We start from the raw sequence: 17,800 nt of genomic DNA on the forward strand, positions 1-17,800 counted from the left end.
TGGAAAGGATCTAGCGATCCGGCTGCAACATGATCCCGCTCACCGATCCATTCCGCACGGAGCAGACGAAAGGCACTGACCGCTGACCATCGAAGGGGCCGACTTCGCCCTCGACTTCCCATCCTGTTGACATGCTGCTGGCGGCGATCCGCCCGAAGATTTTCGTGCCGGGTCCGGCCTCCTCCCGTGCCTTGGCGGCGCAGGCATTGCGCGCGGCCGTGGCGGTGCGGATCGGGCCATAGGCGGGCGAGGCGTAAGGTTGGCGCTTGGCGTCGCGTTCGGCCTGACGGTCGCGGGCGATGTCGCTGGCAATGGCGGCATCGGCGGCGCGATGCAGGTCGCGATAATCCTGCGCATGAACGGGAATGGCGGATGCCAGACCCAGGATGCAGATGCCCTTAATGCAGATGACCATCTTTCGCATGGCGTTTCTCCCCGTGCCTATTTGAACAGGCTGCCCAATATGCCGCGCACCAATTGACCCGCGATCCCGCCCGAGCTTTTGCGGCTGGACCCGCCGAAGACCGCGCGGCCAAGCTCATTGGCGACCTGACGGCCGACCGACGAGGCGGCGGAGCGGGTGGCGGACTGGATCGCCTTGTCGAAACCGGATGGCTTGGCGGCTTCGCGGGCGGCGGCGGCTTCCTGCCGGGCCTGTTCCTTGAGCTGGGCCTCGCGCTGTTTGGCCTCGACCTTCGCCTGGGCGGCGGCGGCCTTGTCGGCTTCGGCCTGCGCCTTGGACGCCTGCGCGGCGGCAGCGGCGGCCTGCCCCCGCGCGGCGAGGATCTCCTCGGCCGATTCGCGATCCACGGTCGTGTCATATTTGCCCGCGCAGGGCGAAATCGACTGGATGATCGCGCGCTCTTTGGCATCCACCGGACCCAGGCGCGAACGCGGCGGCGCGATCAATGTGCGCTGCACGATGCCCGGTGATCCATCCTCCTGAAGCAGCGACACCAGCGCCTCGCCCACCTTGAGTTCGGTGATGGCGGTTTCGACGTTCAGGTCCGGATTGACGCGGAAGGTATCCGCTGCCGCCTTGATCGCCTTCTGGTCGCGGGGCGTGAAGGCGCGCAGCGCGTGCTGGACCCGGTTGCCGAGCTGGCCCGCCACATCCTCCGGAATGTCGATCGGGTTCTGGGTCACGAAATAGATGCCGACGCCCTTGGAGCGGATCAGGCGCACCACCTGCTCGATCTTGTCGGTCAGCGCCTTGGGCGCGTCGTCGAAGAGAAGGTGCGCCTCGTCGAAGAAGAAGACGAGGACGGGCTTGTCCGGATCGCCGACTTCGGGCAGCGTCTCGAACAGTTCGGAGAGCAGCCAGAGCAGGAAGGTGGCATAGAGCTTGGGGCTCTGCATCAGCTTGTCGGCGGCAAGAACGTTCACATAGCCGCGGCCCTTCTCGTCGACTTTCAGCATGTCGTGAATGTCGAGCGCGGGTTCACCGAAGAAATGGTCGCCACCCTGGGATTCAAGCTGGAGCAATTGCCGCTGGATGGCGCCGACGCTGGCCTTGGTCACATTGCCGTAGCGGGCCGACAGGCTGTCGGCATTTTCCGCGCAATAAGCCAGCATGGCCTGAAGGTCGCCGAGATCGAGCAACAGCAGCCCTTCCTCGTCGGCATATTTGAAGGCGATGGAAAGCACGCCCTCCTGCGTTTCGTTGAGGTCCATCAGCCGCGACAGCAGCAGCGGTCCCATTTCGCTGACAGTGGTGCGGATCGGATGACCCTGTTCGCCGTACAGATCCCAGAAGATGGCCGGATTGTCGGCATAGCTGTAATTCTCGATGCCGATTTCCTTGGCGCGGGCGACCAGCTTATCGGCATTTTTGGCGGTGGGCGAGCCAGCCATGGAGATGCCCGAAAGATCGCCTTTCACATCCGCGAGGAAGACGGGGACGCCGAGCGCCGAAAAGCTTTCGGCAATGCCCTGCAACGTCACGGTCTTGCCGGTGCCGGTCGCGCCCGCGATCAGGCCATGGCGGTTGGCCCTGCGCAGGTTCAGCGTCTGGGGGATGCCGCCATCCTTGTCCGGTGCGCCAAGGCCGATGAAAATGCCGTCGCTCATTCCGTCATGCTCCCCAAAAGCTTCGGGCCACGCCCGCCGGAGTCTGTCGCCTCAGTGTAGAGGGGAGACAGGGTTCCCGGCAAGCGCGGCCCGTAACGATCCGCTGATTATCAGCGGTTTATTTGTCGCGCAGCCGCACAGGCAGGAACACCGCAGGCTGGCCGCGACGCAGGACTTGCAGGAGGATCGCGCTGCGGCCCTGGGCCGACACCGCCTTCACCTGCGCGTCAAGTTCCGCCTGGGTGGCGACCGGCCGGTTGTTGGCGGTGATGATCACATCGCCGCGGCGCAGGCCCTTGGCGCCCGCATCGGTCGAGCTGTCCACCGCGGTGATCACGATGCCGCGCGTGTCGGCCGCGATACCGAGCTGGCGGATGATGGTCGAGGTCAACGGGATGGCGGAAATGCCGAGCGATTGCTGCGTCGCCTGGCCGCTGCCGGACTGGTCGTCCTGTTGCTGGTTGAAATCATCGTCCTGTTGCTGGGCGAAGGCGTTCAACTCATCCTCGGACGGGCGCTCGCCAACCACGGCGGTCACGGTCTGGCGCTGGCCGTTGCGCAGCAGCACGATCGGCACGCGCGATCCGATGGGCTGGTTGGCGACGATGGACGAGAGGTTCTGATCCGGCGTCACTTCCTGGCCGGCCACGCTGACGATCACGTCGCCTGCCTTGATCCCGGCCTTGTCGGCGCCCTTGCCGGGTTCCACGCCCTGCACGAACTCGCCGCGATTCTTGGCAAGGCCAAGCGAATCGGCCAGATCCTCGCCCAGCGGGCTGATCTGGATGCCAAGATAGCCGCGCTTGACGGCCTGGCCCTTGCGCAGCGTGTCCACGATCGGCGCGGCCTGTTCCGACGGGATGGCGAAGCCGATGCCGACATTGCCGCCCGAAGGCGAGAGGATCTGGCTGTTGATGCCGATCACATTGCCGCGCATGTCGAACATCGGGCCGCCGGAGTTGCCCTGGTTGATCGACGCGTCGGTCTGGATGAACTTGTCATAGGTGCCGCCGGTGCCGCGGTGCACGGCGGAGATGATCCCCGCCGTCACCGTGCCCGACAGGGCGAAGGGATTGCCGATGGCGATCACCCAGTCGCCCACGCGCGCCTTGGTGCTGTCACCGAACTTCACGAAGGGCAGGGCCTTTTTCGGCTCGATCTTCAGCACGGCGATGTCGGTCGCCGGATCGCGGCCGATCAGCTTGGCTGGATATTCCTCGCGGTTGGTCAGCGTGACGGTGATCGAATCCACCGACGCGCCTTCCGCGCCTGCCGACACCACATGGTTGTTGGTGACGATATAGCCGTCGGCCGAAATGATGAAGCCGGACCCCAGCGACTGGGCTTGCCGGGTCTGGGGCTTGCCGCCCGGTGCCTGGCCCTGGCCGAACAGGTCGCCAAATGGTGTGCCGGCAAAGGGATTCTGGACCTGCACCCGCTGTCTGGTCGAGATGTTGACCACGGCGGGTTGCAGCTTTTCGACCATATCGGCCAGACTGGCGGGTGCGCCGGCGGGAGCCGCTGCCTGCATGCCTTCATTTTGCGCGACTTGCGCGCCGACATGGGAACTGGTCGTGACGGCGATGGCCGTGCCGCCGAGCAGCAGGGCACCGGTAATGGCATAAGCGTAACGCACTCGTGACGGTCCTCTCATGAACTTGGCGAAGGAAGGGCGGGACTTTGCGATGAGCGGAATGCGCCGCCTTGCCTTAACCGTCATTGAATGGCGCTGGTTCCGTAATGAAATCAACGCCCCTGAAACTGTTTCAGGAAATCATTGTCGCGGGAGAGGACCATGGCGGTCGACCCCTGCTTGTCCGGGGAGAAGGTATAACGATAAGCCTGCATGGCGCGATAGAAATCGTAGAATTGCGCATCCTTGCCGAAGCTGTCCGAATAGATGCGGGCGGCATTGGCATCGGCTTCCGCGCGGATGATCTGCGCCTGCTTCGCGCCCTGGGCCCGGATCGTCAGCGCCTCCTGCTCGCGTGCGGTGCGCATGCGGGTGAAGGCGCTTTCCAGCGGCGCGCCATCGGGCAGGTCTGCGCGCTTGATGCGCACATCGACGATCTGGGCGCCATATTGGCGGGCAACCCGGTTCAGGCCGGCTTCGATATTGTCCATCACCTGGCCGCGCTCCGGCGAAAGCAGCGCTGCGAACGGCCGCTTGCCCAGTTCGTTGCGCAGCGCGGAGCCGAGAATGGGTCTCAGCGCATCGGATACGCGGTCTTCGCTGCCCGCAGCGATATACATGCGCAGCGGATCGACGATGCGGTACCGGGCGAAGGCATCGACCTGCAAGCGCAACTGGTCGGTGGAGAGCACCTGCTGGCGTTCCATTTCCACGGACAGGACGCGCTTGTCGATCCAGACGACCTGGTCGATGAACGGCCAGCGAAGGATGATGCCCGCGCCGGTCTTCCCGAAATCCTCGTTCGGCCGGTATCGGTTGATGATCTTCTTGGGATCGCCGAAGCGCACGATCACGCCCTGCTTGGTTTCGGGCACGATCGCGATGGTGCTGCCGATCAGCAGCAGCGCGGCGATGGCGAGCAGCGCGAGCGCGACGGGATGGCGGACCAGGCCCTGCATCACTGGCCTCCCTCGGTCGCGGTGCCCTGGGCTGCGTTGGCCTGCGCCCGGCGCTTGAGTTCGGGCAGCGGCAGGAACGGCGTCACATTGCCGCTTTCGACGATGGTCTTGTCGACGTTCGCCAGGACGCCCTCCATGGTTTCATAATACATGCGGCGGCGGGTCACGTCGGGCGCGAGCTTATACTGCTCATAGACCTTGTCGAAGGCGGCGGCCTCGCCCTGCGCCTTGGCCGTCACCTGTTGCGCGGCGGCGCGGGCTTCATTGAGATAGGTCTGGGCAGTCTGCTGCGCGGCGGACACGGCCTTGAACGCGTCGTTGACCGCTGTCGGCGGGTCGGCCTGCTTGATCGCGACGCCCTGCACGCGGATGCCGGATTTATAGCCGTCGAGGATTTCCTGCATCCGCTGCTCGACCTGCTGCTCGATCTCGGTCCGGCCCGCGCCCAGCGCATCCTCCAGGCTGACGCTGGCGACGACCGAACGCATCGCGCTTTCCGCGACTTCGCGGACCGATGCGTCAGGATCGGACAACTGGAACAAATAAAGTTCGGGGCTGCGGATGTTCCAGCGCACCGAATAGGCAAGGTCGATGATGTTCTGGTCGCCGGTCAGTACCAGATTCTCGCTTTCCGCGCGGGTCGATCCGATGTCGATCGTGCGGATTTCCTCTACGTCAACGGTCGTCACATTCTCGAACGGCGCGGGCAAGGTCAGGCTGATGCCCGGCGAGAGGGTGCGGCTATATTTGCCGAGCAGGGTGACGACGCCGCGTTCCTGCGGACCGACGCGGTGGAAGCAGGTCAGGACCAGCCAGAGCACCACCAATATGCCGATGGCGGCAGGCCACAGCGCCTTGCCCGAAGGACGAGGCGGCAGGTTGCCGAAGCCGCCACCGCCGCCCTGGCCGAAGCTTTCCTTGCCGCGGCGGAGCAGTTCCTCGATCGCGGAGGGGCCTTTGGGACCGGAGGGGCGCCCCGGTTGGGTCCAGGGATTGCGCGGGCCGCCCTCGCGCCCGCCATCGCCGCCCTTGCCTTGGCCGTCGTTGCCGTCCGGCCCGTCGTTTTTACCGCCCCAGGGACCCTGGGCCATGGCGCTCGCAATGCGCGGCATCCACCCGAAAATTCTGTTCATCGCTCCTCTATAGGAAGGCTTTCCCACGAAAAACAGTGCCCTTCGCAACGATTATTGTGTCGAATGATGTCGCGGGGGATAAAAAAGGGGGCCGGCCGGTTTAACCGGAGGTCGAAAGCCATTAGATGGCGCTCCCATGACCGAGCTTGAAGATTTTGCCGCCCGCCTGAAAATACTGACCGACGGTCGCGCCAGCGCGCCGCGGGTCAAGGACCGCGTGATGTCGCTGGTGCTGGATGTGGCCGGCCTGTCGCTGGAGCAGCGCGATGCCGTCGCCGCGGCGATCCGCGAGGGCGCACTCAACCTGCCGGACGTCAGCGACGTGCGTATCGCGATGACGGCGGAGCGCAAACCGATGAAGATCATCGCTGTCGCTTCGGGCAAAGGGGGCGTCGGCAAATCGACGCTTTCGGCCAATCTGGCGGTCGCGCTGCAACGGCTGGGTATCCGGGTCGGGTTGGTCGATGCCGATATTTACGGCCCGTCTCAGGCGCGACTGATGGCCAGCGAGGACAGGAAGCCGCAGGCGAAGGACAAGCAGCTTATCCCGGTGCTAAGCCCGCTCGGCATTCCGATGCTGTCGATGGGCCATCTGGTCGAGCCGGGCAAGGCGCTGGCCTGGCGCGGGCCGATGGCGGGCAATGCGCTGGCCCAGCTGGTCGAGGCGGACTGGGGGGAAGTGGAAGTGTTGATCGTCGACATGCCGCCGGGCACGGGCGACGTGCAGCTTTCGATGGTGCAGAAGCACAAGCCTGCTGGAGCCGTCATCGTCTCCACGCCACAGGACCTGGCGCTGATCGACGCGACCCGCGCGGTCAGCCTGTTCGAGCAGACGCAGGTGCCGATGATCGGTCTGGTCGAGAATATGGCGGGCTATGCCTGCCCGCATTGCGGAGAGGTGTCGGACCCCTTCGGGCAGGGCGGCGCGGAGGCGGCGGCGGGCGAGATGGGCATGCCCTTCCTCGGCCGGATTCCGCTGGCGATCGACATTCGTCGCCGGTCCGACGCGGGCGATCCTCCCGCGGCGGGCGACGATGTGCATGGCGCCGCCTTCCGCGCGATCGCGGAAAAGGTAGCGGCGTGGCTGCGGCCTCAAGCAAAGTTTTGAAGGGGGGAACGGCTTGCGTCCCTCCCGCGTCCTTCCCATGTCGAAAGGCCATTGGAGGGTGATATCATGCCGTTGACCGACGCACAGGACATTGCCGATCTGCTGAATGAAACCCGCACCATCGCGCTGGTCGGGATTTCCGACCGGCCCGACCGGCCGAGCTATGGCGTGATGAAGACCTTGCAGGACCATGGCTATCGTGTGTTGCCCGTCAATCCGCAGATCGCGGGCGAGCATGTGCATGGCGAATTCGTCTGGGCGCGCTTGTCCGACATCGGCGTGCCGATCGACATGGTCGACATCTTCCGCCGAAGCGAGGCGGCGGGCGAGGCGGTGGACGATGCCATTGCCGCCGGTGCCAAGGCGGTCTGGATGCAACTGGCCGTGGTGAACGAAGCCGCCGCCGCCCGCGCCGAGACCGCGGGGCTCAAGGTCGTGATGGACCGTTGTCCGGCGATCGAGATACGTCGCCTCCAACTTGCGCCGATTGACGCGCAATAAGGCTTTCCAGTCGTCCCAAGCCTCTTTATCAGCGGGGCTATGGGGCGCGCACCGCGGAAGCTGGGTCAGCAGAAGACAAGAGGTTTGAACCGGCGCACGCTGCTGATCGGCGGGGGCGCGAGCGCGGGGTTGCTGCTGGCCTGGGCGGTGTGGCCAAGGGCCTATCGCCCGAATCTCAATACCGCGCCGGGCGAGACCGCCTTCAACGCCTTCCTCAAGATCGACCGGGCCGGGCAGGTCATCGTCATCGTGCCCCAAACGGAGATGGGACAGGGAATCAGCACCATCTTGCCGCAGATATTGGCGGATGAACTAGGTGCCGACTGGCGTACGGTCGGCGTGCAGAGCGCGCCGGTCAGCCCGCTCTATGCCAACACATTGTTGGCGCGCGAATGGCTGGCCAATGACTGGAGCCGCCTTGCCGGGGAGGCGGGCGACTGGACGATCGACCAATATGCGACCCGCCGCGCGCTGATGCTGACGGGGGCGGGCACTTCCCTGCCGATGTTCCACCAGGCCTATCGTGAGGCGGGCGCGGCGGCGCGCGTGCTGCTGTGCAAGGCGGCGGCGGCGCGCTGGGACGTGGCGTGGGAAAGTTGCGATATCCAGAACGGCATCATCTCCGACGGCGGCCAGCGCAGGCTGAAGATCGGGGAGGTGGTGGAGGATGCTGCCACTTATGACCTGCCCGACATATTGCCCTTCCGTCAGACGGATGCGGACAGGCTGGCCGGGCAGGAACTGCCGCGGCTCGATACGCCTTCCAAGATCGATGGCAGCCATAATTTCGCTGCCGACATCCGCCTGCCGGACATGGTCTTTGCCTCGATCCGGCAGGGACCGATCGGCGATGCCGTCCTCAAAAGCGTCAATGAGGGCGCGGCGAAATCCGTCACCGGATTCCTCAAGATCATCCGGCAGGAACGCTGGGTGGCGGCGGTCGCCAGCAACTGGTGGGCGGCGAACAAGGCGCTGGACCTGGCCGATCCGGTGTTCGAGCTTGCCGGTACGCCCGTCGACAGCGGGGGCATGGAAGCGGCGCTGGAGCAGGCCTTTGCCGCATCCTCCGGCGAGCGGCTCTATGCGCAGGGCGATGTCCAGCCGTTGGCTCAGGGCGCGGCGATCCTTGCCAGCGAATATAAGGTGCGGCCGGGGCTGCATCTGGGGCTGGAGCCGATGTGCGCGACGGCGCGGATCGGCGACGAAGGTGCGGAAGTCTGGATGGCGAGCCAGGCGCCCGGCCTAGCGCGTGCCGCCATTGCGAAAGCGTTGGGGTTGTCCGTGGGGGCGGTGACGCTCTATCCGCTGCATGCCGGTGGCGGTCATGGGCGTCGGATGGATTTCGAGCCGGGCGTGCAGGCGGCGCTGCTGTCCCGCGAAATGGGGCGGCCGGTGCAACTGCTCTGGTCGCGGCTGGAGGATGTGATCCAGGACCGGCCCAGCGCGCCAGCCCATGCGCGCATGGCGGGCAAGCTCGGCCGCAACGGCGCGATCGAAATCTGGTCTGCCAAGGTCGCTGCGCCCTGCGCAATGGCGCAGACCTGGGCGCGTATCGCCCATCACAGACTGCCGCACGAGGCGATTGCGGACACGGCCGGCGTTTCGAGCCGGCTGGCGGTGGCAGGCATGGAACTGCCCTATGCCGTGCCCAATTGGGCAGTGGAGCATTTCCCCGCCGAGATCGGCCTGCCGCTGGGTTTCGCGCGAGCCAATGCGCATCTGCACGGCGCCTTCTTTACGGAGAGTTTCATCGACGAAATGGCGCATCAGGCGCAGATCGAGGCGATGTCCTTCCGCATCCAGATGCTGGGCGGCAATCCGCGTCTGGCGCATTGCCTGGCGACCGTGGGCGCCATGGGCGGCTGGCAGGGCGGGATCGCCGGGAGCGGGCAGGGACTTGCCGCGCACAGGATCAACGGTGCCTATATTTCCGTCATGGCGGAGGCGGGGATTTCCGAGGGCAAGCTACAGGTCGGCCGGATCATCGCCGCCGTCGATGGCGGGGAACAGGTCAATCCCGACATCGCCCGGCAACAGATCGAAAGCGGGCTTGTCCATGGGCTGGCGCTCGCCATGGGGGCAGCCATACCCTATGCCAAGGGCATGCCGACCCGCGCGATATTGGGCCGCATGGGGCTGCCCCGGCTGGGCGACATCGGCGAGATCACGGTCGAGTTGATCCGCAGTACCGCGCCGCCCACGGGTCTGACCGACGTGGCCGCGCCCCTGGTCGCACCTGCCATCGCCAACGCGCTGTTCACCACGGCCGGGCGTCGTTTCCGCAACTTGCCGCTGCTGATGGAGGGATAATGGGCAAGATCGGCATCCTCCTCATCAATCTTGGTACACCCGACGCGCCCGACACAGCGTCCGTGCGACGGTATCTGAAGGAATTTCTTTCCGACCCCCGCGTGGTCGAATTACCGCAATGGCTCTGGCAGCCGATATTGCGTGGTCCGATCCTGATGACCCGGCCGCGCAAGTCGGCCCATGCCTATCGACAGGTGTGGATGGAGCATGGCTCTCCGCTCGCGGTCTATACCCGTGCCATCTCTTCGGCGCTCCAGCAGGGTTTGCCCGAACTGGTCGTGGATTGGGCGATGCGCTATGGCAATCCCTCCATCGCCTCGCGACTGGAGGCCATGGTCGCCGCGGGATGCGACCGTATCCTGCTGGCGCCGCTTTATCCGCAATATTGCGGCGCGACGACCGCGACGGCGCTGGATGCGGCTTATGAAGCCCTACGCAAGATGCGCGCGCAGCCTGCCATTCGTACCCTTACGCCCTATTATGCGGACCCAGCCTATATCGAGGCGTTGCGCGCCTCCACACTGACTCAGTTGGCCGCGCTCGACTTCGCGCCCGACCTGTTGATCGCCAGTTTCCACGGCATGCCGGAGCGGACGCGGCTGCTGGGCGATCCCTATCGCGACCAGTGCGTGGAAACGGCGCGATTGCTGGGGGAGGCGCTGGGCTGCGAAGTACGGGTGACGTTCCAGTCGCGTTTCGGCCGGGCGAAATGGCTGGGACCGGCGACGGATGACAGTCTGAGGAAACTTCCCGGCCAAGGCGTCGGAAAGGTCGCGGTGCTGACGCCCGGATTTGCCGCGGATTGCCTGGAGACCGTAGAGGAAATCGCTATTCGAGCCAAAGCGGACTTTATCGCCGCCGGTGGTCATAAATTTGTCCATTTGAGTTGTTTGAACGCGTCACGGGACGCTATGAACCTGTATGAGAATCTGGCCCGTCGCGAACTGGCCGGCTGGTTGGAGAGGTGAGTTTCGTCCGTCACTATTTTTAAGGAGAGCCGATATGAGCAAAGTTGCAATCGTCACGGGCGGGACGCGTGGTATCGGCGAGGCAATCAGCCTGGCGCTCAAGGAAATGGGTTATACGGTCGCGGCAAATTATGCCGGCAATGAGGCAAAGGCGCAGGCCTTTACCGAGCGGACCGGCATAGGCTCCTTCAAATGGGACGTGGGTGATCACCAGGCCTGTCTGGACGGGTGCGCGCAGGTGGAAGAAGCGCTGGGGCCGATCTCCATCGTCGTCAACAATGCGGGCATCACCCGCGACGGCGTGCTCGCGAAGATGAGCTTCGACGACTGGAACGAGGTGATGCGCATCAATCTGGGCGGTTGCTTCAACATGGCGAAGGCAACCTTCGGTGGGATGCGTGAGCGGGGTTGGGGCCGCATCGTCAACATCGGCTCGATCAACGGCCAGGCCGGCCAATATGGTCAGGTGAACTATGCCGCCGCCAAGTCCGGCATCCATGGTTTCACCAAGGCGCTGGCGCAGGAAGGCGCGAAATATGGTGTGACCGTCAATGCCATCGCGCCTGGCTATATCGACACCGACATGGTCGCCGCGGTGCCCGCCGCCGTGCTGGAAAAGATCGTCGCCAAGATCCCGGTCGGCCGTCTTGGCCATGCCGATGAAATCGCGCGAGGCGTCGCCTTCTTCTGTAGCGAGGATGGCGGCTTCGTGACCGGCAGCACGCTGTCGATCAACGGCGGCCAGCATATGTATTGATGGATGGGTTGGTCGACATGCAGTGGGGACGAGCCCGTACACGGCGATTTTCCGGGCTCCCCTGTTCGAACATCCGCCTTTTCGGTTCCCCCTGAACGCGATGTCGGCTGAACGTGAAGATGGCGCTTCGGCGGCGCTCTTCGCGCCGCCTGTCAAGCGTAGCGTGACCATCGCGGGCCATCAGACCGCCATCAGCCTGGAACCGATATTCTGGGAAGCCCTCCGCGCGGCCGCCGTGCGCGAGGGCTTGCCTGTCAATGCGCTGATCGCGCGTATCGACGTGGCACGCATGGCGGCGGACGATCCCCCCAATCTGGCCAGCGCGATAAGGTGCTGGCTTTTCAGGGATAATATGCGGCCATAAAATAATAATTATTCGCAATAGCATTGACTATGCGAACGAGTCGCAATAGCAGATGTCCCGGAATAGAGAAAAGGGGTTCTGTTTCCATGTCCAAAGCAATGTCACATTCTTCCTTTCTGGCGCTTGGTTGCGTCAGTGCCATGGCCTTCGCTTCCACCGTTCAGGCGCAGGACGGCGCGCAGGGCGCCAAGCTCGGCGGGATGACGGTCACCGACACGGCGATCGATGAATCGGCAGTGAAGGTCGAGAAGGCGGAATCGCCCAAATATGTCCGGCCGCTGCTGGACACGCCGCAGACCATCACCGTGATCGGCAACCAGACGATCCAGAAACAGAATCTGCTGACGCTGCGCGATGTGCTGGCGACCGTGCCGGGCATCACCTTCGGTGCCGGCGAGGGTGGCGGGGGCTATGGCGACAGCATCAACCTGCGCGGCCAGAGTGCGAACACCGACATCAGCATCGACGGCGTGCGCGACAGCGCTCAGTACAGCCGCACCGATCCGTTCAATCTGGAGCAGATCGAAGTCACCAACGGCGCCAACAGCGTCTATGGCGGCTCGGGTGCGATCGGCGGCAATATCAATCTCGTCACCAAGCGGCCCAAGGCCGATGACGAAACGCTGATCCAGGCGGGGGTCGGCACATCCGACTATTATCGCGCGACGATCGACAGCAACGTCCGGGTGAATGACCGGATCGCGGTGCGCCTGAACGCCATGGTCCACGAAAATGATGTGCCCGCACGGCAGGTCGATCATTACAAGCGTTGGGGCGTCGCACCGTCGGTTAAGCTGGGCGTGGACGGTCCTACCTCCCTGACACTGCTCTATGTCCATCAGGAGGACAGGAACACGCCGCTCTATGGCGTGCCTTATTACAAGAACGGCATCTATGACGGTCCGCTGCCGGGCGTGCCCTACAGCGCCTATCTCGGCTACAGGAATATCGACCGTCAGGATCAGACGGTCGATCAGGCCACCGCCATCTTCGAGCACAGGTTCAGCGATCTTCTTTCCATCCGCAATCTCTCGCGCTGGCAGCGGGTCGAGCAGAATCTGGTGGTCGATCCGCCGCAGGCGGGCAGCTACTGCCTGTCGAGCGGCCTGACCCAGGCGGGTATCGCCTGCGCGGCGGGACAGGTGCCTGGCACCTATTACCCCGGCGGTCCGCGCGGTAATTTCCGCTTTTCCGAGAACCAGGCGCTCTACAACCAGCTCGATCTGACCTTCGACATTCCCGGCGGCCACAGGCTGGTGCTGGGCACCTCCGCCATGCAGGAGGATTATGCGCTCGACAGCGGCAATGTGCTGCGCAACGCCAATGGCGCCACGCCCAATCCGACGCTCAATCCGATCGCCATCGGAACGGCGACGGACTATAGCGGGCCGGTCAATAGGATCCGCACCGGCCACCAGGACGGCGACCTGTTCAATGTCGCGGCCTATGCCTTCGGCGTGGTCAAGCTGATGGATCAGCTCGAACTGAATGGCGGCCTGCGCTACGAATATAATCGCGGGAAATTCCGGTCCGACACCATCGCCACGCCTGCCCTGGGAGGTGCCTCCACCCCCGGCGCCGGTCAGGTCGCGAAGGACCATCTCTTCTCCTATCGCGTCGGGCTGGTCTATAAGCCGGTCGAAAATGCCAGCCTCTATATTGCCTATGGCAATTCGAAGAATCCGACGGCGACCAGCGTGCGGTCGGGCTGCGGCCTGGCGGCTGCGGCGAATTTCAACAACGATCCCTGCGATCTGTCACCCGAAGAGGCGCGCAATTATGAGATCGGCGCCAAGGTCGATCTGTTCGACAGCCAGCTTCAGTTGACGGCGGCACTGTTCCGCAACGAACGCACCAACTATCGGGTGGCGACCAATGACCCGTTCGTCGGCAACCTGCCGGTGGGCGACGGCCGGAACCGGGTCAATGGCGTCACGCTCGGCGCGTCGGGCAATATCACGTCGCGCTGGACGATCTTCGCCAACTATACCTATCTCGACAGCAAGGTGTTGCAGAGCGTTTCGGACCATTGCCTTGCCAATCCCTGGACACCGGCTGTCTCGGCCACGACCAATGGCTGCGGCAATAATCCGTCGGTGATCGATCCGCAGCGCGGCCAGCAACTGACCAACACGCCGCGGTATTCAGGCAGCCTGTTCACCACCTACAATTTTCCGTTCGGGCTGCAGATCGGCTATGGGCTGACCTACCAGGGCAGCTTCTTCCTGACCAACCGGGCTCTTGCGACGCCGCTGGTGGCGAACAGTACGGCGATCGTGCCGCTCTTCAAGTCGGACTCCTATGCGGTGCATCGCGCGATGCTGTCTTATCCGATCACGGAGAATCTGTCGGCGCAACTCAACGTGCAGAATTTCACCAACAAGAAATATTATACGAGCATCCGCAACAATGGCTGGGCCAATCCCGGTGAGGGCCGGTCCTGGGTGCTGACCTTGGGCTACAAGCTCTGATTGTCCTCCTTCCCCCCGGCATTCGTCCCTTGCCGGGGGATATGGGCGGGTGGCGATACAATCCTCTCCTCCTCGGGTCGCCACCCGTCTTATTTTCATATACGAATGAGTCGCATTACTATTAGCGTTATGACCCGGCCAAAGGGAATCTGCCATGTTTCGTTCAGCGGATAGGGTGATGGAAGATGCTGCGGACGAACTGATCGTCCCATCCCCGGCTGCGCCGGCGCCGGCTTCTGCCTATCTCGTTCCGCAGTCCGATCTTCCTGTCTCTCGCTACGGCGTGCGGCGCACGGTCCATGTGCCGGCGGTCATGCTCATCATCCTGGTCCACGCGGCGCTGATCACGGCGCTGGTGCAGGCGCGCCAGCATGTCCCGCGCTTCAAGGAGGTGCGTCTCTCGGTCGTGAACCTCTCGCCGCCCCCACCCCCGCCCGTCGCCGAAGCCCCGCCGCCGCCGTCGCGGCCTGAGATTGTCGCGCCCCCGCCGCTGGTGCCTGTGCCCGTGCCGCCAACCCTTGCCGTCGCGACCACGCCCGATCCAGTGCCCGTTCCCTCCGCATCGCCCGTCGCCGTTCCGGTGCCCGTTGCCGCGACGGCCACAACTGTCGCCCCGAACATTGTGCAGGGAGGGGATATCGGCACGCAGATGGTCGCCGGAAAGCCGCCTCGCTATCCGATCGAAAGCCGTCGCAAGCGCGAACAGGGAACGGTGATACTCGATTTGACATTGGGCATTGATGGCGCGGTGGAAAGCATGACCGTGACGCAGAGCAGCGGGTTCCCGCGACTGGACAATGCGGCGCGCGACGCCGTGCGCGGTTGGCGTTGGAAACCGATGATCCGCGATGGGCAAGCCGTTCGCGTCAGGGGAATCGTCGAAATTCCTTTCGTCTTGCGCAGGGAATAAGCCCGGCAGTGGCACCGTCGGCAAAATGATTTTGTTTCGCAATAGTGTTTGACTATGCGAACGCGTCGCAATAACTGGAACCCAAGAAGATTAGGCAATAGGGGCTCCATCACCATGCAAGACGACAATCGCCGCCGCACGACACCGGCCTTCCTGGCCTTGGGGTGTGTGGGGGCGTTGGTTTCGAGCCCTGCACTGGCGGTCGACAGGGCGGAGGACATGTCTGGCGCGGCTGCCGACCAACAGGCGGACGCCAGCCAGATCATCGTCAACGGCCGCTATAATCAGGACATTATTTCGCCCAAGGCGACCGCGCCGCTGATCAATACCCCCCGCTCGATTGCGATCGTCAGCGAAAATGTCATCAAGGATACGGGCTCGGCCACGCTGGTCGACGCGCTTCGTACCGTGCCCGGCATCACCTTCGGCGCGGCGGAGGGCGGCAATCCGATTGGCGACCGTCCGTTCATCCGTGGCTTCGACAGCCAGGGCAGCACCTATGTCGATGGTGTGCGGGACAGCTCCGCGCAGTCGCGCGAAGTCTTCGCCGTCGAGCAGATCCAGGTGGTGCGCGGTTCCGACAGTTCGCTGGGCGGGCGCGGCAGCGCGGGCGGATCGCTCAACATCATCACCAAGCTTCCCCGCGACCGCGATTTCGCCGCCATGGACCTGTCCTATGGCACCGCGGACTATAAGCGGATCACGGCGGACCTGAATTACCGGCTGACGGATTCCATCGCCTTCCGCGTGGCGGGCATGTGGCATGACCAGGATGTGGCCGGACGCGACGCCATCTGGCAGAAGCGCTGGGGCGTGGCTCCCTCGCTCACCATCGGCCTGAACGCGCCGACGCAACTGACGCTTTCCTGGTATCATCTCGATACGGATGAACTGCCCGACAGCGGCATTCCCTACACCTATGCCTGTTCGACGACCGTGTGCAATGCGCCCACCGGCTTCACTTTTTCGCAGCCGGCCGTCGGCGATGTGACCCTGGCCAACGGCACCAAGGGACATGTCGGCCGCGACACCTATTATGGCCTGAAGGATCGCGACTTCCGCAAGAGCAAGACGGATCAGTTCACCGTCCGCGCGCAGCATGATTTCGGCGGCGTGACGTTGCGCAACACGGCGCGCTATAGCCGCAACGACCAGGCCTATATCTATACCCAGCCCGATGACAGCCAGGGCAACGTCTTCAACACCGGTCAGGTTTGGCGCCGTGCCAACACCCGCTATGGTGCGGTCGACACGCTGACAAACCAGATCGATCTGTTCGGTAAGTTCAACACCGGCGCGATCGAGCACAGCTTCTCCGCCGGTGCGGAACTCAGTTGGGAAAAGGCGCGTCGCGGCACCTATAATGTGACCACGCGCCATTTTTCGACCGGCACCACCAATGGTCCCTCGTGCAGCGTGGCGCAGGTCGCGACCTTCGATTGCACCAGCCTGTTCAACCCGAACCCGTCCGATCCCTGGGTCAATTATGTGAACGGCAACTATGCCGCCACCGGCCCGATCACCCGCACCACGCCGGGACAGGAAACGCAGAACGACGCCCATACCAAGGCGATCTACGCCTTCGATTCGATCAGCATCGGCCCGTCGCTGATCGTCAATCTGGGCGCGCGTTATGACGATTATCATTCGAAGGTGACGTTGCCGGTGATCAACGGCGTGTCCCCGACCGTCAGCCGCGACGACGGCGTGTTCAACTGGCAGGCAGGTGCGGTGTTCAAACCGACCGTGAACACCAGCCTCTATGCCTCCTACGCAACCTCGGCCACGCCGCCCAACAGCCTGATCGGCGAAGGGCAGGAGGGCAATTCGCTGGGCACGATCGCCACCACCACGACCCCGGCGAACACCGCCACCGCCATCGCCGCATTGCGGGCCGCTGCGGAGGAAACGCTGAAGGTCGAGCGCACCAAGAGCTACGAAGTCGGGGCCAAGGCGGACCTGTTCCATTCGCGCCTGTCGCTGAACGTCGCACTGTTCCGCACGGAAACCAAAAATGCCCGCGTGACCGGCGCCGACAACACGATCCAGTTCATCGGCGAACGCCGGATCAAGGGCGTGGAATTCGGCTTCAACGGCGAAATCCTGCCCAAGTGGAGCGTCTTTGGCGGTTACACCTATATGGACGCGAAGATCGTCGAGGGCGGCTTCACCGCGCTGACCGCGGCGGCCGTTCCGGGACAGGCGGCCAAGACCGTTCTGGTGGAATCGGTCAACACCGGCCGCCAGTTCCCGCAGACCGCCAAACACAGCTTCTCGCTGTGGACCAATGTGGAAGTGCTGCCCAAGCTGAATGTCGGCGGCGGCGCCTTCTACATGAGCCGGGTCTATGGCGGCTATGCGGACAACCGCACGGCCACGCAGAACAGCGCGGGGGTGGTCACGGTCAGTCCGGCTACGAAGATCATCGCCCGCTCCGTTCCCAGTTACTGGCGCTTCGATGCCCGGGCGAGCTATGATTTCAACGAGAAGATCGGTCTTTCCGTCAATGTTCAGAACCTGACCGACAAGAGCTATTTCAGCCAGGCCTACAGCAACCATTATGCGATGCTCGCACCGGGCCGGTCGGCCTTTGCGACGCTCAGCATCAAATATTGA

General features: G+C 64.0%; 14 protein-coding genes. 9 read left to right on the forward strand and 5 right to left on the reverse strand.

Translation table 11 applies throughout. From position 1 onward, the window contains the following. Positions 1 to 10: 10 nt before the first annotated feature. From CAF53_RS11840 to hflK, 5 genes are all read right to left on the reverse strand, one after another. On the reverse strand, positions 11 to 424 hold the full coding sequence (locus CAF53_RS11840) for a hypothetical protein (protein ID WP_100238153.1): 414 nt from the start codon (positions 422 to 424) through the stop codon (positions 11 to 13). 17 nt (positions 425 to 441) lie between these two features. Continuing rightward, entirely contained in the window at positions 442 to 2,070 is a 1,629-nt protein-coding gene (locus tag CAF53_RS11845; protein ID WP_046763505.1) for a helicase HerA-like domain-containing protein, read from the reverse strand. Between the two features lie 118 nt (positions 2,071 to 2,188). Next, positions 2,189 to 3,706 carry a Do family serine endopeptidase gene (locus CAF53_RS11850; RefSeq protein ID WP_046763504.1) on the reverse strand — a complete coding sequence of 506 codons (1,518 nt, stop codon included), beginning with the start codon at positions 3,704 to 3,706 and terminating at the stop codon, positions 2,189 to 2,191. Positions 3,707 to 3,816: 110 nt separating this feature from the next. Further along, complete coding sequence (locus CAF53_RS11855) at positions 3,817 to 4,662, reverse strand: protease modulator HflC (RefSeq protein ID WP_046763503.1); 846 nt, start codon at positions 4,660 to 4,662, stop codon at positions 3,817 to 3,819. Then, positions 4,662 to 5,795 (reverse strand): FtsH protease activity modulator HflK, encoded by a 1,134-nt coding sequence (gene hflK / locus CAF53_RS11860; RefSeq protein ID WP_197707397.1) that lies wholly within the window; start codon positions 5,793 to 5,795, stop codon positions 4,662 to 4,664. Before hflK ends, CAF53_RS11855 begins: the two co-directional genes overlap by 1 nt. 136 nt (positions 5,796 to 5,931) lie before the next feature. On the opposite strand from hflK, the gene CAF53_RS11865 reads away from it, so the two are divergent. The 9 genes from CAF53_RS11865 (at position 5,932) to CAF53_RS11905 (ending at position 17,800) form a co-directional block, all read left to right on the forward strand. After that, entirely contained in the window at positions 5,932 to 6,903 is a 972-nt protein-coding gene (locus CAF53_RS11865) for an Mrp/NBP35 family ATP-binding protein (protein ID WP_100238154.1), read from the forward strand. 66 nt (positions 6,904 to 6,969) lie between these two features. After that, positions 6,970 to 7,404, forward strand: a complete 435-nt coding sequence (locus CAF53_RS11870) for a CoA-binding protein (RefSeq protein ID WP_100238785.1) — start codon at positions 6,970 to 6,972, stop codon at positions 7,402 to 7,404. A gap of 39 nt (positions 7,405 to 7,443) precedes the next feature. Then, positions 7,444 to 9,714 (forward strand): molybdopterin cofactor-binding domain-containing protein, encoded by a 2,271-nt coding sequence (locus tag CAF53_RS11875; RefSeq protein ID WP_197707398.1) that lies wholly within the window; start codon positions 7,444 to 7,446, stop codon positions 9,712 to 9,714. Beyond that, complete coding sequence (hemH, locus tag CAF53_RS11880) at positions 9,714 to 10,682, forward strand: ferrochelatase (protein WP_100238156.1); 969 nt, start codon at positions 9,714 to 9,716, stop codon at positions 10,680 to 10,682. Before CAF53_RS11875 ends, hemH begins: the two co-directional genes overlap by 1 nt. 34 nt (positions 10,683 to 10,716) lie before the next feature. Next, positions 10,717 to 11,439 (forward strand): acetoacetyl-CoA reductase, encoded by a 723-nt coding sequence (gene phbB, locus CAF53_RS11885; RefSeq protein WP_046763498.1) that lies wholly within the window; start codon positions 10,717 to 10,719, stop codon positions 11,437 to 11,439. Between the two features lie 100 nt (positions 11,440 to 11,539). Beyond that, positions 11,540 to 11,803, forward strand: a complete 264-nt coding sequence (locus CAF53_RS11890) for a ribbon-helix-helix domain-containing protein (protein ID WP_046763497.1) — start codon at positions 11,540 to 11,542, stop codon at positions 11,801 to 11,803. Positions 11,804 to 11,889: 86 nt separating this feature from the next. Continuing rightward, entirely contained in the window at positions 11,890 to 14,274 is a 2,385-nt protein-coding gene (locus CAF53_RS11895) for a TonB-dependent receptor (RefSeq protein ID WP_100238157.1), read from the forward strand. Positions 14,275 to 14,452: 178 nt separating this feature from the next. Beyond that, on the forward strand, positions 14,453 to 15,184 hold the full coding sequence (locus CAF53_RS11900) for an energy transducer TonB (protein ID WP_242443426.1): 732 nt from the start codon (positions 14,453 to 14,455) through the stop codon (positions 15,182 to 15,184). Between the two features lie 114 nt (positions 15,185 to 15,298). Next, positions 15,299 to 17,800 (forward strand): TonB-dependent receptor, encoded by a 2,502-nt coding sequence (locus tag CAF53_RS11905; RefSeq protein WP_100238159.1) that lies wholly within the window; start codon positions 15,299 to 15,301, stop codon positions 17,798 to 17,800.

The organism is Sphingobium sp. LB126, from assembly GCF_002795205.1.
Taxonomy (GTDB): domain Bacteria; phylum Pseudomonadota; class Alphaproteobacteria; order Sphingomonadales; family Sphingomonadaceae; genus Sphingobium; species Sphingobium chungbukense.